Origin of the sequence: Streptomyces sp. NPDC059897, from assembly GCF_042730865.1 — a bacterium.
Lineage (GTDB): Bacteria > Actinomycetota > Actinomycetes > Streptomycetales > Streptomycetaceae > Streptomyces.
The window spans coordinates 95,753-110,589 of record NZ_JBHWKQ010000011.1 but is presented as its reverse complement, the minus strand read 5'-3'; the positions used below and the strand labels follow the sequence as shown (position 1 = coordinate 110,589).

The 14,837-nt window shown below is 72.6% G+C and carries 12 protein-coding genes and 1 pseudogene; 6 read left to right on the top strand and 7 right to left on the bottom strand.

Going from position 1 to position 14,837, the window contains the following annotated elements:
* Positions 1-96 precede the first annotated feature (96 nt).
* The 4 genes from ACFV9W_RS15065 to ACFV9W_RS15050 are packed head-to-tail and all read right to left on the bottom strand — an operon-like array spanning position 97 to position 5,077.
* Positions 97-1,437 (bottom strand): AAA domain-containing protein, encoded by a 1,341-nt coding sequence (locus ACFV9W_RS15065; protein ID WP_385760118.1) that lies wholly within the window; start codon positions 1,435-1,437, stop codon positions 97-99.
* Positions 1,434-3,020, bottom strand: coding sequence for a hypothetical protein (locus tag ACFV9W_RS15060; RefSeq protein ID WP_385760115.1), 1,587 nt, complete (start codon positions 3,018-3,020; stop codon positions 1,434-1,436). Before ACFV9W_RS15060 ends, ACFV9W_RS15065 begins: the two co-directional genes overlap by 4 nt.
* Positions 3,021-3,066: 46 nt before the next feature.
* Positions 3,067-4,224 carry a hypothetical protein gene (locus ACFV9W_RS15055; RefSeq protein WP_385760112.1) on the bottom strand — a complete coding sequence of 386 codons (1,158 nt, stop codon included), beginning with the start codon at positions 4,222-4,224 and terminating at the stop codon, positions 3,067-3,069.
* The gene (locus tag ACFV9W_RS15050) at positions 4,148-5,077 is read right to left on the bottom strand and encodes a phosphatase PAP2 family protein (RefSeq protein WP_385760109.1); all 930 of its coding nucleotides are present in this window, start codon (positions 5,075-5,077) and stop codon (positions 4,148-4,150) included. Before ACFV9W_RS15050 ends, ACFV9W_RS15055 begins: the two co-directional genes overlap by 77 nt.
* 242 nt (positions 5,078-5,319) lie before the next feature.
* Between ACFV9W_RS15050 and ACFV9W_RS15045 the strand changes: the two genes are divergently transcribed.
* On the top strand, positions 5,320-5,919 hold the full coding sequence (locus ACFV9W_RS15045; RefSeq protein WP_385760106.1) for a histidine phosphatase family protein: 600 nt from the start codon (positions 5,320-5,322) through the stop codon (positions 5,917-5,919).
* Positions 5,920-5,956: 37 nt separating this feature from the next.
* Here ACFV9W_RS15045 and ACFV9W_RS15040 read toward each other — a convergent pair whose 3' ends face one another.
* A complete protein-coding gene (locus ACFV9W_RS15040; RefSeq protein WP_385760103.1) occupies positions 5,957-7,324 on the bottom strand; it encodes a tetratricopeptide repeat protein in 1,368 nt (455 codons plus the stop codon).
* 293 nt (positions 7,325-7,617) lie between these two features.
* On the opposite strand from ACFV9W_RS15040, the gene ACFV9W_RS15035 reads away from it, so the two are divergent.
* Together ACFV9W_RS15035 and ACFV9W_RS15030 are read left to right on the top strand one after the other, a co-directional pair.
* Positions 7,618-8,058: a hypothetical protein gene (locus ACFV9W_RS15035; protein ID WP_385760385.1), complete on the top strand. Its 441-nt coding sequence runs from the start codon at positions 7,618-7,620 to the stop codon at positions 8,056-8,058.
* Between the two features lie 33 nt (positions 8,059-8,091).
* Entirely contained in the window at positions 8,092-8,964 is an 873-nt protein-coding gene (locus tag ACFV9W_RS15030) for a spermidine synthase (protein ID WP_385760100.1), read from the top strand.
* Between the two features lie 89 nt (positions 8,965-9,053).
* Here ACFV9W_RS15030 and ACFV9W_RS15025 read toward each other — a convergent pair whose 3' ends face one another.
* A complete protein-coding gene (locus tag ACFV9W_RS15025; protein WP_385760099.1) occupies positions 9,054-9,611 on the bottom strand; it encodes a hypothetical protein in 558 nt (185 codons plus the stop codon).
* A gap of 262 nt (positions 9,612-9,873) precedes the next feature.
* Here ACFV9W_RS15025 and ACFV9W_RS15020 point away from each other — a divergent pair, with 262 nt between their 5' ends.
* The 3 genes and pseudogenes from ACFV9W_RS15020 to ACFV9W_RS15010 all read left to right on the top strand — a co-directional run.
* A complete protein-coding gene (locus ACFV9W_RS15020; RefSeq protein WP_385760097.1) occupies positions 9,874-10,578 on the top strand; it encodes a response regulator transcription factor in 705 nt (234 codons plus the stop codon).
* Positions 10,575-12,008 carry a sensor histidine kinase gene (locus tag ACFV9W_RS15015; protein ID WP_385760094.1) on the top strand — a complete coding sequence of 478 codons (1,434 nt, stop codon included), beginning with the start codon at positions 10,575-10,577 and terminating at the stop codon, positions 12,006-12,008. The genes ACFV9W_RS15020 and ACFV9W_RS15015 overlap by 4 nt, the downstream gene beginning before the upstream one ends.
* Before the next feature lie 253 nt (positions 12,009-12,261).
* A pseudogene (locus tag ACFV9W_RS15010) lies at positions 12,262-13,161 on the top strand (chitinase); the annotation flags it as partial.
* Positions 13,162-13,170: 9 nt separating this feature from the next.
* On the opposite strand, the gene ACFV9W_RS15005 reads toward ACFV9W_RS15010, so the two are convergent.
* Complete coding sequence (locus ACFV9W_RS15005; protein ID WP_385760091.1) at positions 13,171-14,823, bottom strand: bifunctional aspartate transaminase/aspartate 4-decarboxylase; 1,653 nt, start codon at positions 14,821-14,823, stop codon at positions 13,171-13,173.
* Positions 14,824-14,837: the final 14 nt, after the last annotated feature.

Sequence of the window (14,837 nt, the reverse complement as noted above, 5' to 3'; positions counted from 1 at the left end):
CCTGTTGCCGGGGGTGGCCCGCGGTTCCGTGCCGGGCCACCTTCCATTGTCCGTCGGCCCGCAAGGGGGCGAAGGAACCAGTCCGAGGGCGCGGGCTCAATACGAGACCCGGTGTTCGCCCAGGCGTGCCAGCACCGAGTGGTTCGCCTCCCAGCCGTCCGGGAACTTCACCGTCACCCCGAGCTGCACCGGGTCCGCCGACGGGTGCTCGTCCAGGAGGTCCGCGACCCCGGCCCGGCACACCACCACGCACGCGTGCCGGTGCCGCGAGGCCAGTACGCACAGGCGGCCCGTCTCCAGGTGGAACGCCGTCGCGTCCGGGCGTCCGGACAGCGGGTGCAGGACGACCGTGACGTCGAACTCCCGGCCCTGCAGCCGGTTCGCCGTGTCGACCGTGACGTCGTGCACGTCGAGGTCCGCCAGTGCCGCCCGCACCGCCGCCGCCTGGTCGCGGTGCGCGGTGCCGACGCAGATCCGCTCGGCCGTCAGCGCGCCCTCGCCGGACTCGGAGCGCGTGACGCCCTCGCGGTCGAGCAGCCGCCGGACCACTTGGGCGACCGCCCGCACCGCCTCCGGGTCCGTACGGGGAGTGTGCGCGGCGGGCAGTTCGAGCAGGCCCCAGCCGGAGGCCGCGGCCTCGTCGATGACGCGGTCCGGGCCCGAACCGTCCGACTCCACCGTGAAGGCCAGCTCCCGGTCGCCCTCGTCCGTGCCGCTGCGAAACCGCGTGTACGGATAGAAGGCGTCGGAGACGAGCGGCGCCGCCGAGGCCGGGAGCCGCCAGGAGACCGGGAGGCGGTGCTGCGGCAGTTCCGGGTTGTGGGCGAGGAGCGTGGACACCGCGGAGGCCGACGGGTCGTAGGACAGGCCCGCCCACTGCTCCGACCCGACGATCGAGAACGGGTCCAGCTGTCCCGGGTCGCCCACGAACAGCGCCCGCTCGAACAGCCCGGCCACGGCCAGCAGCGCGTCGGAGCGCATCTGGTACGCCTCGTCGACGATCGCGTGCGGCCACGGCCCTCCCGCGTCGGAGGCCTTGACGTGCGCCCACTTCGCCGCCGTCGACACCACGACGGGCAGCGGGGCCAGGTCGCCGGCCTTCGTCGACAGGCGGACGTTCGGCAGGTCGTCGAGCGACTTGTCGTACGCGTCCGGGTCGCTGCTGTGCAGCCGGCCGACGGCGAGCTCCGGGTTCTTCGCGTTCAGGCGCAGGACGAGGTCGTCCACCTGCGCGTTCGTCTGCGCCACGATCATCAGCGGGCGGCCCGCATCGGCCAGTTCGAGCGCGGCGCGCACCACGAGGGTCGACTTCCCGGCACCGGGAGGCGAGTCGACGACGATGCCGCGCGCCGTGCCGTGCAGGGTGTCGCGGAGGATGGCGGCGGTGGCCTGCCCGGCCGCGTCCGACGGGCTGAGGGCGGTGGTCGGCGCGGTCACAGTACGTCCTCCGAAGTCACGGTGTCGGGCGTCTCCGCGGCCGTCCCCGGCGGGCCGCCGTGCGTCCACGGTGTCTCCTCCGGCTCCGGCAGCTTGGGGCCGCCGCGCTGCTCGTGCTCGAACAGCGTCCAGCACACCCGCTCGCCCTTCTCCGGCAGCGAGCCCTCGGCCGGCTCCTTGCCGCGCCCCATCTTGTCCACGATCCGCAGCACGACCGAGGCGGGGTCCCCCTCCTCGTACTCCACGAACTCGGCCGTCTGCGGCTTGCCTTCGAGCGTGCGGTACACCTTCACACCCACGCCGAGGCGCGGCCCGTCGTCCGTGCGGAGCGTGACGAGCGGGCGGGGCCGCTTCTTCTCGTTGTACGCCGCCACCACCTCGGTCACCTCCCCGGCGAACGCCTCGCCGGAGAGGCGGCGGCCCGCCATCACCAGCGGGTCGTCCAGCGCCTCCTGCGCGTCCAGGCGGGCCTGCTCGCGCTCGCGCGTGGCCAGCTTGTTCGCCGCCGTCACCGCGTCGTCCCGGCGCGGCTGCGGGGGCTCGCCCGCCAGGACCCGGTCGCGGTGGCCGGTGAACGACCAGCGGTCGCGGGTCCAGCGCTCCGCCGCGTACCCGCCCTCGGGCAGCGTGCACAGTTGGTCGAGGCCGCGCCACACCGCGTCCCACGTGGGGCGGGTGCGGGACTCGACCAGGGCGTGGATCTCCCGCTCCGCGGCGGTCAGTTCGGCGAGCCGGGCGTCGGACTCGACGGCGTCCTCGGCCGCCGCGTGCCGCGTGCGGGCCTTGTCGTAGCGCTCGATCGCGGGTGCGAGCAGCTTGTTGTCGAAGGCGGGGTCCGTGGCGGGACCGGCCGGCGGGCACAGCAACTGGCCGTGCCGGTCGCGGTCCAGCTCGGCGCCGAGCGCGGCCGCGGCGCCCGACGTGCCCTCCGGGGCCTCGATCCAGGCGAGCAGCGCGCCCAAGTGCTGGTCCTCCAGGCTCGACTGGCCCGTCGCCCAGTGCCGCGACAGCAGGTCCGTCATCGCGAGGAGCAGCGCGGAGCCGGGGACCCGCGCACGCTCCCCGAAGTGCGTGAGCCAGCGGCCGAGCAGCGGGACGTGCGGCGGCGCGGGGTAGGGCGTCTCCGGGTCCTGCTCGGCGGTGCGGCGAAAACGCATCGAGCGGCCCAGCAGGCGGAGGAACTCGATGCCCGCGCGGCCCGGCACGATCAACTGCGGCGCGTCCGCGCACAGTTCGACCTCGACCTTGACCTTCTTGCCGGTCTCCGGGTCGACTTCGCTGCGCTCCGCCGCCTCCACCTCGGTGGCGAACGTGTCGATGTACGGCAGGACCTCGTCGGCCAGTTGCGTCAGGAACGCGAAGCGGAGGTCGCGGTCGCGGGGCTGCGGGACGACCAGGAGACGCGGTGACGTGCGCTCGGTGCCGACGAGCGCGCCGAGCGGGGCGCCGGTCTCTCCGGCCGTCGTGAGCGGGACGACCACCAGCGGGCGCTGGGACAGATGGCGGTGCCGGACGGTGGCCGTGGGCTGGGCGCGGCCCGTGCTCGTGGCCTCCAGCCTGGCCAGGTGGTTGATCAGGCTCACCGGTGCGCCTCCTGGGGTTCCGCGCCGACCTGCCGCGTGTTCCGGATCAGCACCGCGCACCGCCGAGGGCCTCGTCCCGCAGCTGCGCCGCACGCCGCAGCGCCGCCACCGTGGGATCCGCCGGGTCGCCCGCCTCGCCGTGGGCCGCGGCCAGCACCTCGTCGACCGTGGTGAGCGAGCCGAGTTCGGCGCGCAGGGGGCGGCCGAGCGCGGTCACCGCGCCCTGCCCGCGCGCGTGGTCACGGCAGTGGAACGCCAGCTCGCACGCGGCCAGGCACTCCGGCGCGTACGTCGCGGGCACCGACTCGACGGCCGCCGTCAGCTCGGCCGCGGGCAGCTCCGGGTCGAAGACCGTGCCCGGCGGGAGCGCCGCCGCGATGTCCTCCACGCGCGTCAGGCGCGCCAACTGGCGGCGCGTCACCGCGCGTTGCTTGCGCACGTCGACCGCCGACGCCGCCGGCAGGTTCGAGAAGTCCTTGGGGCACACGAGCACGATCCGGTCGCGCACCAGCACCTGCGTGTCCGGCAGCCGCGCCGCGACCTCCTCGAGGGCCAGCACGTACACCGCGGACTGGCGGGCAGCGGCGCCGACCTTCGACGCGTCCGCCGCGCCGTCGATCATCGGGAAGGACTTGATCTCGACGACCGTCCAACTGCCGTCCGGATGCACCACCACCGCGTCCGGCTCCAGGAACGCGGGGCTGCCCGCCACGTCGAGCGCCAGCATCGGGTGGTCGAGGAACGTCCACGTCCCCGGCGACTCGACGGCCTCCCGCAGGGCCAGCGCCGTGCGCGCCGTGCGGCCCTCGGGGCCGATCGCCGACAGGTCCGGGGCCCGTACGAGATCGGGGGTGGGCTCGGGCGCGGCGGCGTCCACGCGCGCGTGCACCAGCTTGAGCAGCTCGGAGCCGCCGTCCGACTTCACCCGCGCCTCGAACACATTGCCGCGGGCCAGGGCGAACTGGGACTGGCCGAACGAGGACGGTGAGCCCAGCGCATCCGCTATGCGCGCCTTGTCGACGCCCGCGCCGTCCAGGAGCGCCCGCCTTCGGCAGCCCGGATTGGCCGCGAGCGCGGCCAGGGCCCGGGCGTCCAGCGGACGCGGCGGATGGTCCGGGCCGCGCAGCTCAGCGAGCCGGTGCCGCAGCCCCGTCGCCGCTGTCGTGCGACGTGGCTTCCTTGCGCTGTCGGGGAATTCGCTCACCCGGGAAAGTCTGGCACTCTCCACTGACAATCGGGGCGTGCGTGGCGGAAGGGGAGGCCGGCGCCCCCGCGAACACGCCGTACGCCCGGTCCTTCAGGCGTGCCGCGACGAGCCGCACCGGCTTCGTCAGGAGCAGGCCGAGGGCCATCGCCGCGACCCCGGCGAGCGCGTCGAAGAAGTAGTGGTTGGCCGTGCCCATCACGATGACCGTGGTGAGCAGCGGGTACGCGATGCCCGCCGCCTTCACGTACGGGGAGCGGGCGTGCCGCCACAGCAGGACACCGCACCACACCGCCCAGCCGACGTGCAGGCTCGGCATCGCCGCGTACTGGTTGGTCATGTCGCCCATGCCCTTGGGCGCGCTGGCCGCGTCGCCCCACCAGCCGTACGAGCTGTAGTGGGCCATCGTGTCGATGAAGCCGTGGTGCGCGGCGAGCAGCCGGGGCGGGGCGGTCGGCAGCAGGATGAAGCCGACGAGGCCGATCACCGTCGAGGTCATCAGCCAGGTGCGGGCCGTGCGGTAGATCTCGGAGCGGCGGCGGAACAGCCAGACGAGGACGATCGGCGTGATCAGATAGTGCAGCGAGGCGTACCAGAAGTCGGCGGGGACGCCGATCCACGGTTCGCGGGTGAAGAGACGGTTCAGCGGGTTCTCGAGGTTGAGGTGGACGGCCCGCTCGGCGCGGAGGATCGCGAGACCGTGGTCGACGGCCTGTTCCACGTTGCCGCGGGCGAGCAGCCGGCCGACCGAGTACGCGCCGTACACCAGAAGGATCAGCGGCAGCTCCGTCCACCAGCGGAGCCCGGCGCCGGGTATCGCTTCCGTGCGCGGTGCCTCGTCGGTCTGCGACATTCGGGCCGCTCCCCCTCTTCGTTCGTGCGGCGGCCTCTGGCCACGGCCTCACTCTTACGGTGTGCGCGGGGTTCTGTCCGGGCGACCCCTGACCCTCCTAGACGCAGCGATCACACTGCGGGTTGCCCGCCGGGCGTCCTCCCTGTGGGTTGCGCGATGATGGACGGGGCGATCCTTCCCGCTCGCCCTATGTTCACCCTTGAACCCTTGTAGTTGCTTGTAGTTTCGAAAGAGGCCTCCTCATGGCACCGCGCATCCTGTTGGCCCGGCACGGACAGACCGAATGGTCGCTGTCCGGACGGCACACCGGGAGGACGGACATTCCGCTCCTGGAAGAGGGCAGGCGCGGCGCGAAACTGCTCGGCGAGCGCCTCGGACGCGCGCCCTACGACGGGCTCGACGGCGCAGAGGTGCGCACGTCACCGCTGGTGCGCGCGAGCGAGACGTGCGAGCTCGCCGGGTTCGGCGAGCGGGCGACCACCTGGGACGCGCTGATGGAGTGGGACTACGGGGCGTACGAAGGGCTGACGCCGGCGCAGATCCAGGAGCTCAGGCCCGGCTGGTTCATCTGGCGGGACGGGGTGCCGGAGGGCGAGACGCTCGCCGAGGTGACGGCGCGCGCCGACGAGGTCGTCCAGTGGGCGCGCTCCGCCGACCGGGACGTCCTGGTCTTCGCCCACGGCCACATCCTGCGCTCGATCGGGGCGCGCTGGCTCGGCCTCCCGCTGGACTTCGCGGCGCGGATCCGGCTGAACCCGACGTCGCTGTCCGTACTGGGATGGGCGTACGGCGAGCCCGCACTGGAGTCGTGGAACGAGACGGGCCACCTGACGGCGGGCTGACCCCGGCCCGTGCGGGCGGCCGGGTCCTCGCGGGGAGCTACGCCGAGCGGCGCGACAGCGCGTGGGTGTCCAGGAACGTGGAGACACCCGGCGCGCGGCGGTGCGGAAGCAGCACCCGGGCCGTCGCGGCCAGCATCCCCTCGATGCGGGACGAGCGGACGTCCTGGAGGAGGTTGAGGGTGCGCAGACCGGCGGAGGCCGACTCGTCGGGGTGCCCCGCGCGCGCCAGGTCGTCGGCCAACTCGGCCGTGTAGAGCGCCATGTTGCGGGTGAAGTGCGGGTCCTGGAGGGCCACCGCGCGCCGCGCGTGCACGGACGCGCGGTCCCAGCCGCCCAGCGCCGACCAGCACTGCGCCTCCAGGCCCTCCAGCTCGGCCTCGCCGTAGAACGACATCCACTCCGGATCCGCGTCCGACACCCCCTGCGCGAACAGCGCCTGCGCGCGGGCGAGGGAGCGTTCGCAGGAGGGCTGGTCGCCGAGCCCCGCCCAGCCGCCCGCCTCCCGCAGCGCGAGCAGCGAGAGCAGCCGGGGCGAGCCGAGGCGGGACGCCACGCGGGCCGCCGCCTGGGCGGCGCGCACCGCCTCGCGGGGGCGCCCGGCGTCGCGCGCCAGGAACGCCGTGTTGCAGAACGCGTGCGCCTCCAGCGCCTCGTCGCCCGCCATCCGCGCCGTCGCGAGCGCCTCCGCGTAGTGCGAGCGCGCGTCGTCGAAGCGGCCCGAGTCGTGGGCCAACCAGCCGACGGAGATGGCCAGTTCGCCCGCGCCCGCCTGCAGGCGCTCGGTGACCTCGCGGCGGCCCGTGCCCGCGTCGAGCAGCTCGAAGGCGGTACGCAGCGGGGCCGAGGCCCGCCGGTACAGGCCGTCGGCGCCGTGCCGGTCGTCGAGCAGCCGGATCCGCCGGATCGCCTCCTCGACGGCCCCGACCCCGGCCCGCGCCGGATGCCGGTCGAGGTCCGCGGGCAGCGTGGGGACGCCGAAGGGCGCCAGGGCCGCGACGGCCACGGTGGCGGTCGAGCCGGTCATGCCGGTCATGAATGCGCGACGTCGCACGTCGCTCTCCTCGTCGTACGGGTACTGCGGGTCGGCGGAAGCGGAAGCGGGGCGTGCGCCCCGGCCACGTACCGCGGAGCGGGGCGCGAACCCCAGGTCCGCGAGGGTCCGGCCCGGGAACATGTGCAGGAACACCCGCTCGTACGCGTAGTTGGGGCAGCGGATCTCGCCGGCCTCCACACGTCCGATGTAGCGCGCGTCGCAGCTGACCCGCTCACCGATCTCCCGGGCCGCGCGCCGCACCGCGGCCGCGAACTCGCCCGGCGAGCGCTGACCGCGCAGCTCCCGGAAGGCGAGGTTCGGCCGTGGAGACTGCGGCGTCGAGGTGTCCGGGGCGATCGGCGACGACGTCATGAGCGGGTCCTCCCGTGCGAACCGTGCCGGACGGCAGGGAAGTTGGGAGCACCCCGGATCCCGAGGGGAGGGCTGCCTGCCGCAACTTCCTTGTTCCGGCGAGGCTCGAAGGTACCGGCTGTCACGACCGCGACACGCTGGGTTTGGCTACAAACCGGATATCTCACCCACGATCCGCCATGAACTGCCATCCTTTGCGGCGGCGTGCCGCCGTAGCTGTTGACGGCGCGTGCGCGTTGAACCATGCGGCGAATCCCCACGAGTGAGGAGGGGCCGACGTGTTGAACGCGTCCATGCCCACGGTTTCACTGCCCACGCCCCCCACGACGGTGCGGCACCGGCCGAGCGAGGAGTGCAGCGCACCGCCGCCCGGCGACTGCGACCTGGTCACGGTGTCGGCCCGGCAGGGCCTCGAGGCGGTCGACATCCTGCGCCGCGGCTGTACGGAAACGGTTGGCCCCGTGCTGCACGACGGCGGCGGCGACACCCTCGGCTTCCTCGTCCCGCCCGGCACCGCGGACGGCTGGGACGTGCCCGGCAGCGACTGCACGCAGACACAGGGCCGCGGCCTCGCGATCGGCGTGCGGACCGACCCGCCGGTCGAGGGCACGGGCTGGCTGCTGCCCCCGGACCCCGCGGAGCGGCCCTCGGACCTGGTCACCGATCCCGCGGTGCTGCGGGCCGCGCTCGACGAGGCGGCGCGCATGATCGACGCCGCGGACAGCTGCCGCTGAGCCGAACCGTGCGCGGCCGTCGATAATGGGCGAATGGCAAGGTCACGAGGGAGTCAGGGGCGCGGGCGCGCGGGGCGGGAAGCCGTCGTCGAGACGGTCGACGGCGGGCTCGCCGAGCTGGTGCCCGACCGGGACCGGCCGGCCGGCTGGACGCTGCTCGTGGACGGCGCGCCGCAGTCCCACGTGGACCTCGACGACCCGTCGTACCTGTCCTTCGAGTACCAGCGGCGGATCGGGCACGTCATCGATCTGGCCGCCGAGCGGGGGCGGCCCGTGCAGGCCGTGCACCTCGGCGGCGGGGCGTTCACGCTGGCGCGCTACGTCGCCGCGACCCGGCCGCGGTCCACGCAGCAGGTCGTGGAGCGGGACGGGGCGCTGGTCCAACTCGTGCGGGGGGCGCTGCCGTTGGATCCGGGGCAGCGGATCCGGGTGCGGACCGCCGACGCGCGTGAGGCGCTCGCGAAGCTGCCCGACGACTGGGCCGATGTGCTCGTCGCGGATGTGTTCAGTGGGGCGCGTACGCCCGCCCATCTCACCAGTACGGAGTTCCTGACCGAGGTGCGGCGCGTGCTGCGGCCCACGGGGACGTACGTCGCCAATATCGCGGACGGGCCGCCGCTCGCGTATCTGCGGGGGCAGATCGCCACGGCGGCGGCCGTCTTCCCCGAGCTGGCGCTGGTCGCGGATCCGGCGGTGCTGAGGGGGAAGCGGTTCGGGAACGCGGTGCTTGTCGCGTCCGCGGGGGTGCTGGATGTGGGGGAGCTGACCCGGCGGGCGGCGGGGGACTCGCATCCGGGGCGGGTTGAGCACGGTAAGGCGCTGTTGGATTTCGCGGGTGGGGCGGTTGCGGTTGGTGATGCTTCGGCGAAGGCGTCTCCGGCGCCGCCGCCGTCGGTGTTCCGGTAGTCGTTGCCCACGTCGCGGGGCTCTGCCCCGGACCCCGCGCCTCAATCGCCGGCGGGGCTTGATTGGTCCAACCTGCGGGCTTAATTGGGTCAGTAGTCGGCGATCTCGACCGTTGGTTCGTGGTCGTGCCAGGTGCAGAAGGCCGAGACCTTTTTGTCGCCCGAGGTGAATTCGACGCGGATCCACGTGGGCTGTTTCCAGACCTGGACCGACCAGCCGGCCGCCGGTGTCGCCGAGACGAGGGTCGCCGAGGTCTTCTTGAGGTCGAAGACGGCGCGGCCACCGGCCGTCGCGTAGCTCTTGACGGAGCCGGAGGGCGGCGGGGACGGGGACGTCGTGCGCGGGGTGGGCGTGGGCTTCGGGGAGTGCGACGTGCGGCTCGGGGACGCCGAAGGGGCGGAGGCCGACGCCGATGGTTCCGGGCGGTGTGTCGAGGACGACACCGGGGGCTTCGCGGTCGGTTCGTCCTGGGTCGCCGCGACGGGGAGCGCCTGCGGCGGGTCGTAGACCGTGCCCGCCATCACCGTGTGCACGCCCCACCACGACAGCGTCACCGCCGCCCCGGTCGCGAGCAGCCACGCCGCCCCGTGCACGAGCCGCCGTCGGGCGGGGTGCGGGCTGCGCGGCGTTCCAGGGGTCTCGTGCATCGCGGGCCATACTGCACCACACCCGCCCCGGCTGTCCCGCGAGGCCCGCGACCACCCGAAAGAGACCCAGGGCCTGGGTGGAGTGATGGTCCGGGCTCGCGGGGCGTGGCACGCACGCTCGCTGCGTTGCCGAAAAATCCTGGTAGCTCCGCTACGAGAACTTTTCGGCGCCTTGCGATCGCACGCACCACGCCCCGCTCCCTATTCCGGACCATCACTCCACCCAGACCCTGAACCGCCGGATGGCGTACGGTGCCGTCCCATGGCAAGTGTGCTCGTGGTCGAGGACGACCAGTTCGTACGCTCAGCCCTCATCCGGCACCTGACCGACGCCGCGCACACCGTGCGCAGCGTCGGCACGGCCCTGGAGGCGCTGCGCGAGGTCGCCCATCTCCGGTTCGACGTGGTGATCCTGGATCTTGGCCTGCCCGATCTCGACGGGGCCGAGGCCCTGAAGATGCTGCGGGGGATCACCGACGTACCCGTGATCATCGCCACGGCGCGGGACGACGAGGCCGAGATCGTGCGGCTGCTCAACGACGGTGCCGACGACTACCTGACGAAGCCGTTCTCGCCCGAGCACCTGTCCGCGCGGATGGCCGCCGTGCTGCGGCGCTCGCGGGGGAACACCGGCGCCGAGCCGCCCTCGCGGGTGATCCGGGTCGGCGGGCTCGCCATCGATCCGCTGCGGCGGCAGGCCGAGCTGGACGGGGCGCCGCTGGATCTCACGCGGCGCGAGTTCGACCTGCTGACCTTCCTCGCCGGGCGGCCCGGTGTGGTCGTCGCCCGCAAGGAGCTGCTCGCCGAGGTGTGGCAGCAGTCGTACGGGGACGATCAGACCATTGATGTGCACTTGTCCTGGTTGAGAAGGAAGCTCGGGGAGACTGCCGCTCGGCCGCGGTATCTGCACACCCTGCGTGGCGTCGGCGTGAAGCTGGAGCCCCCGCGGGCGGAGCCGCCCGCATGAGATGGGCGCTCGTCAAGGTGTGCCTGGCCGTCACGACGATGGTCGTGGTCGCCTTCGCCGTCCCGCTCGGCCTCGTGATCAAGGAGATGGCGCGGGACCGGGCCTTCTCCAACGCCGAGCGGACCGCCGCCGCCATCGGCCCCACCCTCTCCATCACCACAGACCGCGACCAGCTCGACCGCGCCCTCGCCACCGCGCAGACCGGCGGCGAGGACCGGATGTCGGTCTACGTTCCGGCCGGGGGCGGGCGCGAGGCGATCCGGCTCGGTGAGCAGCGGGTCGGCACCGACCGGCTCGACATCCGGCAGGCCACCGTCGTGGACGTGCCGGGCGGCTCGGTGTGGCTGCAGCCCATCGCGGTGAGCACCGGCAAGATCGCCGTCGTCGAGGTGTACGTGCCCGAGGACGAGGTCACCAACGGTGTGACGACCGCGTGGGTCGTGCTCGGTGGCGTCGGCATCGCGCTGATCATCGGCTCCGTGGCGGTCGCGGACCGGCTCGGCGGGCGGATGGTGCAGCCGGCCCAGCGGCTCGTGGGGGCCGCGCACGACCTGGGGGACGGGAAGCTCGGGGCGCGGGTGCCCGAGGACGGGCCGACCGAGCTGCGGCTCGCCGCCGTCGCGTTCAATTCCATGGCTGATCAAGTGGTGCAACTGCTCGCCAATGAGCGGGAGTTGGCGGCCGACCTCTCGCACCGGCTGCGGACTCCGCTGACCGTGCTGCGGCTCAACGCCGCCTCGCTCGGGGACGGGCCCGCCGCCGAGCAGACCCGGGCCGCCGTGGAGCAGCTGGAGCACGAGGTCGACACCATCATCCGTACGGCCAGGGACGCCAAGCCGCAGACGGCGGCGGCCGGGCCCGGGGCCGGCTGCGACGCCGCCGAGGTGATCCGCGAGCGCATGGACTTCTGGTCGGCGCTCGCCGAGGACGAGGGCCGCAAGGTGCGGGTCGCCGGGGTCGAACGCCCCGTCCGCATCCCCGTCGCCCGCGGCGAGCTGGCGGCCGCGCTCGACGCGCTGCTCGGCAACGTGTTCCGGCACACCCCGGAGGGCACGGCGTTCGCGGTCGACGTGCACCGGGCGGAGGGCGCCGTGATCGTGCTGGTCTCCGACGCGGGGCCCGGGATCGCCGACCCGGAGGCCGCGCTCGCCCGTGGCACGGAGGGCGTCGAGGTCGGCTCCACCGGGCTCGGCCTGGACATCGTGCGCCGGGTCGCCGAGTCCACCGGCGGCGACGTGCGCATCGGCTCGTCCGTGCTCGGCGGCACCGAGGTGCGGATCTGGCTGCAGCTGGAGGGGTACCGGCCGGTCGCCGGGCGGCGCGGGCACGGGCGGCGGGGCCGGGACCGGAAGGGCGGGAACGGCAGCCGAAAGAAGTCGGTCGTACACGGACTGGTGTCGACCTTTAACCGGTCCCGATCCCTCACTTAAGCCAAGCCTAAGATCCTCAACACCCCTCCCTGTTGCCCGAATTGCCGGGTTGCGGATCGCTAGCGTGCTGCCGCGCCCCACCTCCTCGTGGGCGCATCCACCCCCCACGTAGACCTAAGGCAGGCACGCGATGAGCAGCAGCACGCACCGGCGCACGATCAGCGGCAGGAAGAAGGCGGTGGGCGGTGCCGTGGCCGCCGCGCTCGTGGGCGGCGGCGCGTTCCTCTTCGCCTCCGGCGCGTCCGCCGAGGTGACGGACGCGGGCGCCACCTTCGCCCCGTACGTGGACACCTCGCTCCAGCCGAAGTTCGACCTGGTCGGCTCCTCCAAGGCCACCGGCGTCAAGGAGTACAACCTCGCCTTCATCACCTCCGGCGGCGACTGTGCGCCGAAGTGGGGTGGCGTCACCGACCTCGGCAGTGACGAAGTCGCCGCGCAGATCGGCGACTTGAGGTCGGCGGGTGGCGATGTGCGGGTCTCCTTCGGCGGCGCGAGCGGCACCGAGCTGGCGCAGGCCTGCTCCTCGGCCGGCGAGCTGGCGGCGGCGTACCAGAAGGTCATCGACCAGTTCGACCTCACCAAGGTCGACTTCGACATCGAGGGCGGCGCGCTGCCCGACACGGCGGCCAACACCAGGCGCGCCGAGGCCATCGCGACGCTGCAGAAGGACAACCCCGGCCTGAACGTCTCGGTCACCCTGCCGGTGATGCCCGAGGGGCTCACCCAGGACGGTGTGAACTTCCTGAAGAACGCCAAGGCGGGCGGCGCCTCGCCCGACCTCGTCAACATCATGGCGATGGACTACGGGGCCTCGTACAGCGGCGACATGGGCGACTACGCCGAGCAGGCGGCGACCGCCACGCAGGCGCAGGTGAAGTCGGCGTTCGGCCTGTCGGACGCGGACGCCTGGAAGGCCGTCGCGATCACCCCGATGATCGGCGTCAACGACGTCACGACCGAGGTCTTCAAGGTCGAGGACGCCACGCAGCTGGTCTCCTTCGCGAAGGAGAAGGGCCTCGGCGGCCTCTCCATGTGGTCGGCGACCCGCGACAAGGCCTGTGAGGGCGGGGCCTCCGAGTCGGCGCAGCCGACGTGCAGTTCGATCGAGCAGGAGGCGAACGCCTTCCAGAAGGCGTTCGCCTCGTTCAACTGACTCCTGGGGTCACGCCTTTGAGGCCTGCCATTCCTCCGCGTAGTCGTTGAAGATGCCGCGCAGATGGTGGCCGATCTTCAGGTAGTCCAGGTTGTCGAGGTTGGCCAGGGAGACGCGGACCGACCACTCCGGTCCCTCGAAGCCGCCGCCGTTCAGGAGCACCACGCCGGTCTGCTGGGCGAGCCGGAAGAGGGCGTCGACCGGCTCGTAGTTCTTCTCCAGGAATTGGGCGAACGCAGTGCCGTGGACGCGCTCCGCCTCGGCGAGGAGGTCCAGCTCGATGTAGTAGGCGGCCCGGTGGGGATCCTCGTGGATCTTCATCTGGGCGCCTTCGAGGAGCAGGTCGAGGCGCTGTTGGACGATCGAGCGGATCTTGCCCTTGTACGCCTGGCCCTCCTCCAGCATGTCGAACAGGGAGAAGAGCGACATCATCACCTGCTGCGGCAGCGACAGGCCCGCCGTGTGGTTGAGCGCCACCTGCCGGGAGTCCGCGACGAGCCGGTCGATGAATTTGATCTTCTCCGGCTCCAGGGTCAGCGAGCCGTACCGCTTGTTGAGCCGGTCCTTCTCCTCCTGCGGGAGCTGGGCGATCCGCTCGTCGATGATGTTGTCGTCGTGCAGCCCGATGACGCCGAGCCGCCAGCCCGTGCACCCGTAGTGCTTCGAGTACGAGTAGACGAGCAGGGTGTTGCGCGGCAGGTCGGCGGCGATGGAGCGGAAGCCCTCGACGAACGTGCCGTACACGTCGTCGGTGACGATCAGCAGGTTCGGGTTCTTCGTCGCGACGATCTCCTTGATCTGGTTCGCGACCCGGGTGCTCAGCGCGAGGGACGGCGGGTTGGAGGGGTTCACCAGGCAGACCAGCTTGATCTCCGGGTCCTCCAGCTTGGCGACCTCCTCCTCCGGGTACCGCCACTCGCGCACGCCCGTCTCGGCGAACTTGCTGGCCGAGATGTACGTGACGTCGAACTCGTAGGTGTCGAGCTCCGGGATCTCGATGTACGGGGTGAACACCGGGACCATCAGCGCGATCTTGTCGCCCTTCTTCAACAGCCCGTTCTTCATGAGGGAGTCGAAGATGTAGCACATGGCCGCGGTGCCGCCCTCGGTGGCGAACAGCGACAGGTTGTTGTCCGCGGGCGCCTTCTTGTCGAACATCTCGTCCGCGAGATAGCCGCGCACCACCTGCTCGCCGTGGGTCAGCATGCGGTCGGGGACCGGGTAGTTGTCGCCCGTGATGCCGTCGGTCAGCTCGTGCACCCACTCGTCCTTGTCGAACCCGAAGCGCTGGATGCCGTGCTGGACGCACTGCGCGAGGAGTTCGATGCCCGGCAGGTCCGGGTGGCGGCGCACGAACGTGTCGAAGCGCTCGTACGCGCCGTGCTTCTCCGGCATCCCGCCGAGGTTGTCGGCGGTCCACACGCGCCGCGACTCCTCCAGGGCGAAGTAGCCGAGCGCGTAGAACGCCTCGCGGGGCCCGGTGGCGATCCAGTTCGGGTTGCCGCGGCCCGCGTTGAGCATCTGACGGCTGGACTTCTCCTTCTGGCCCGGCTTGTCGGCCTGCGCCTGCTCGGCGAGCTCGATGAAGATGTTCTTCAGCTCGAAGGGGGAGAGCTGGGCGTACTGCTGGATCTCTTCGCGCGTGAACGTCGTCTTGGTCATCTGTGGTCCTTAAG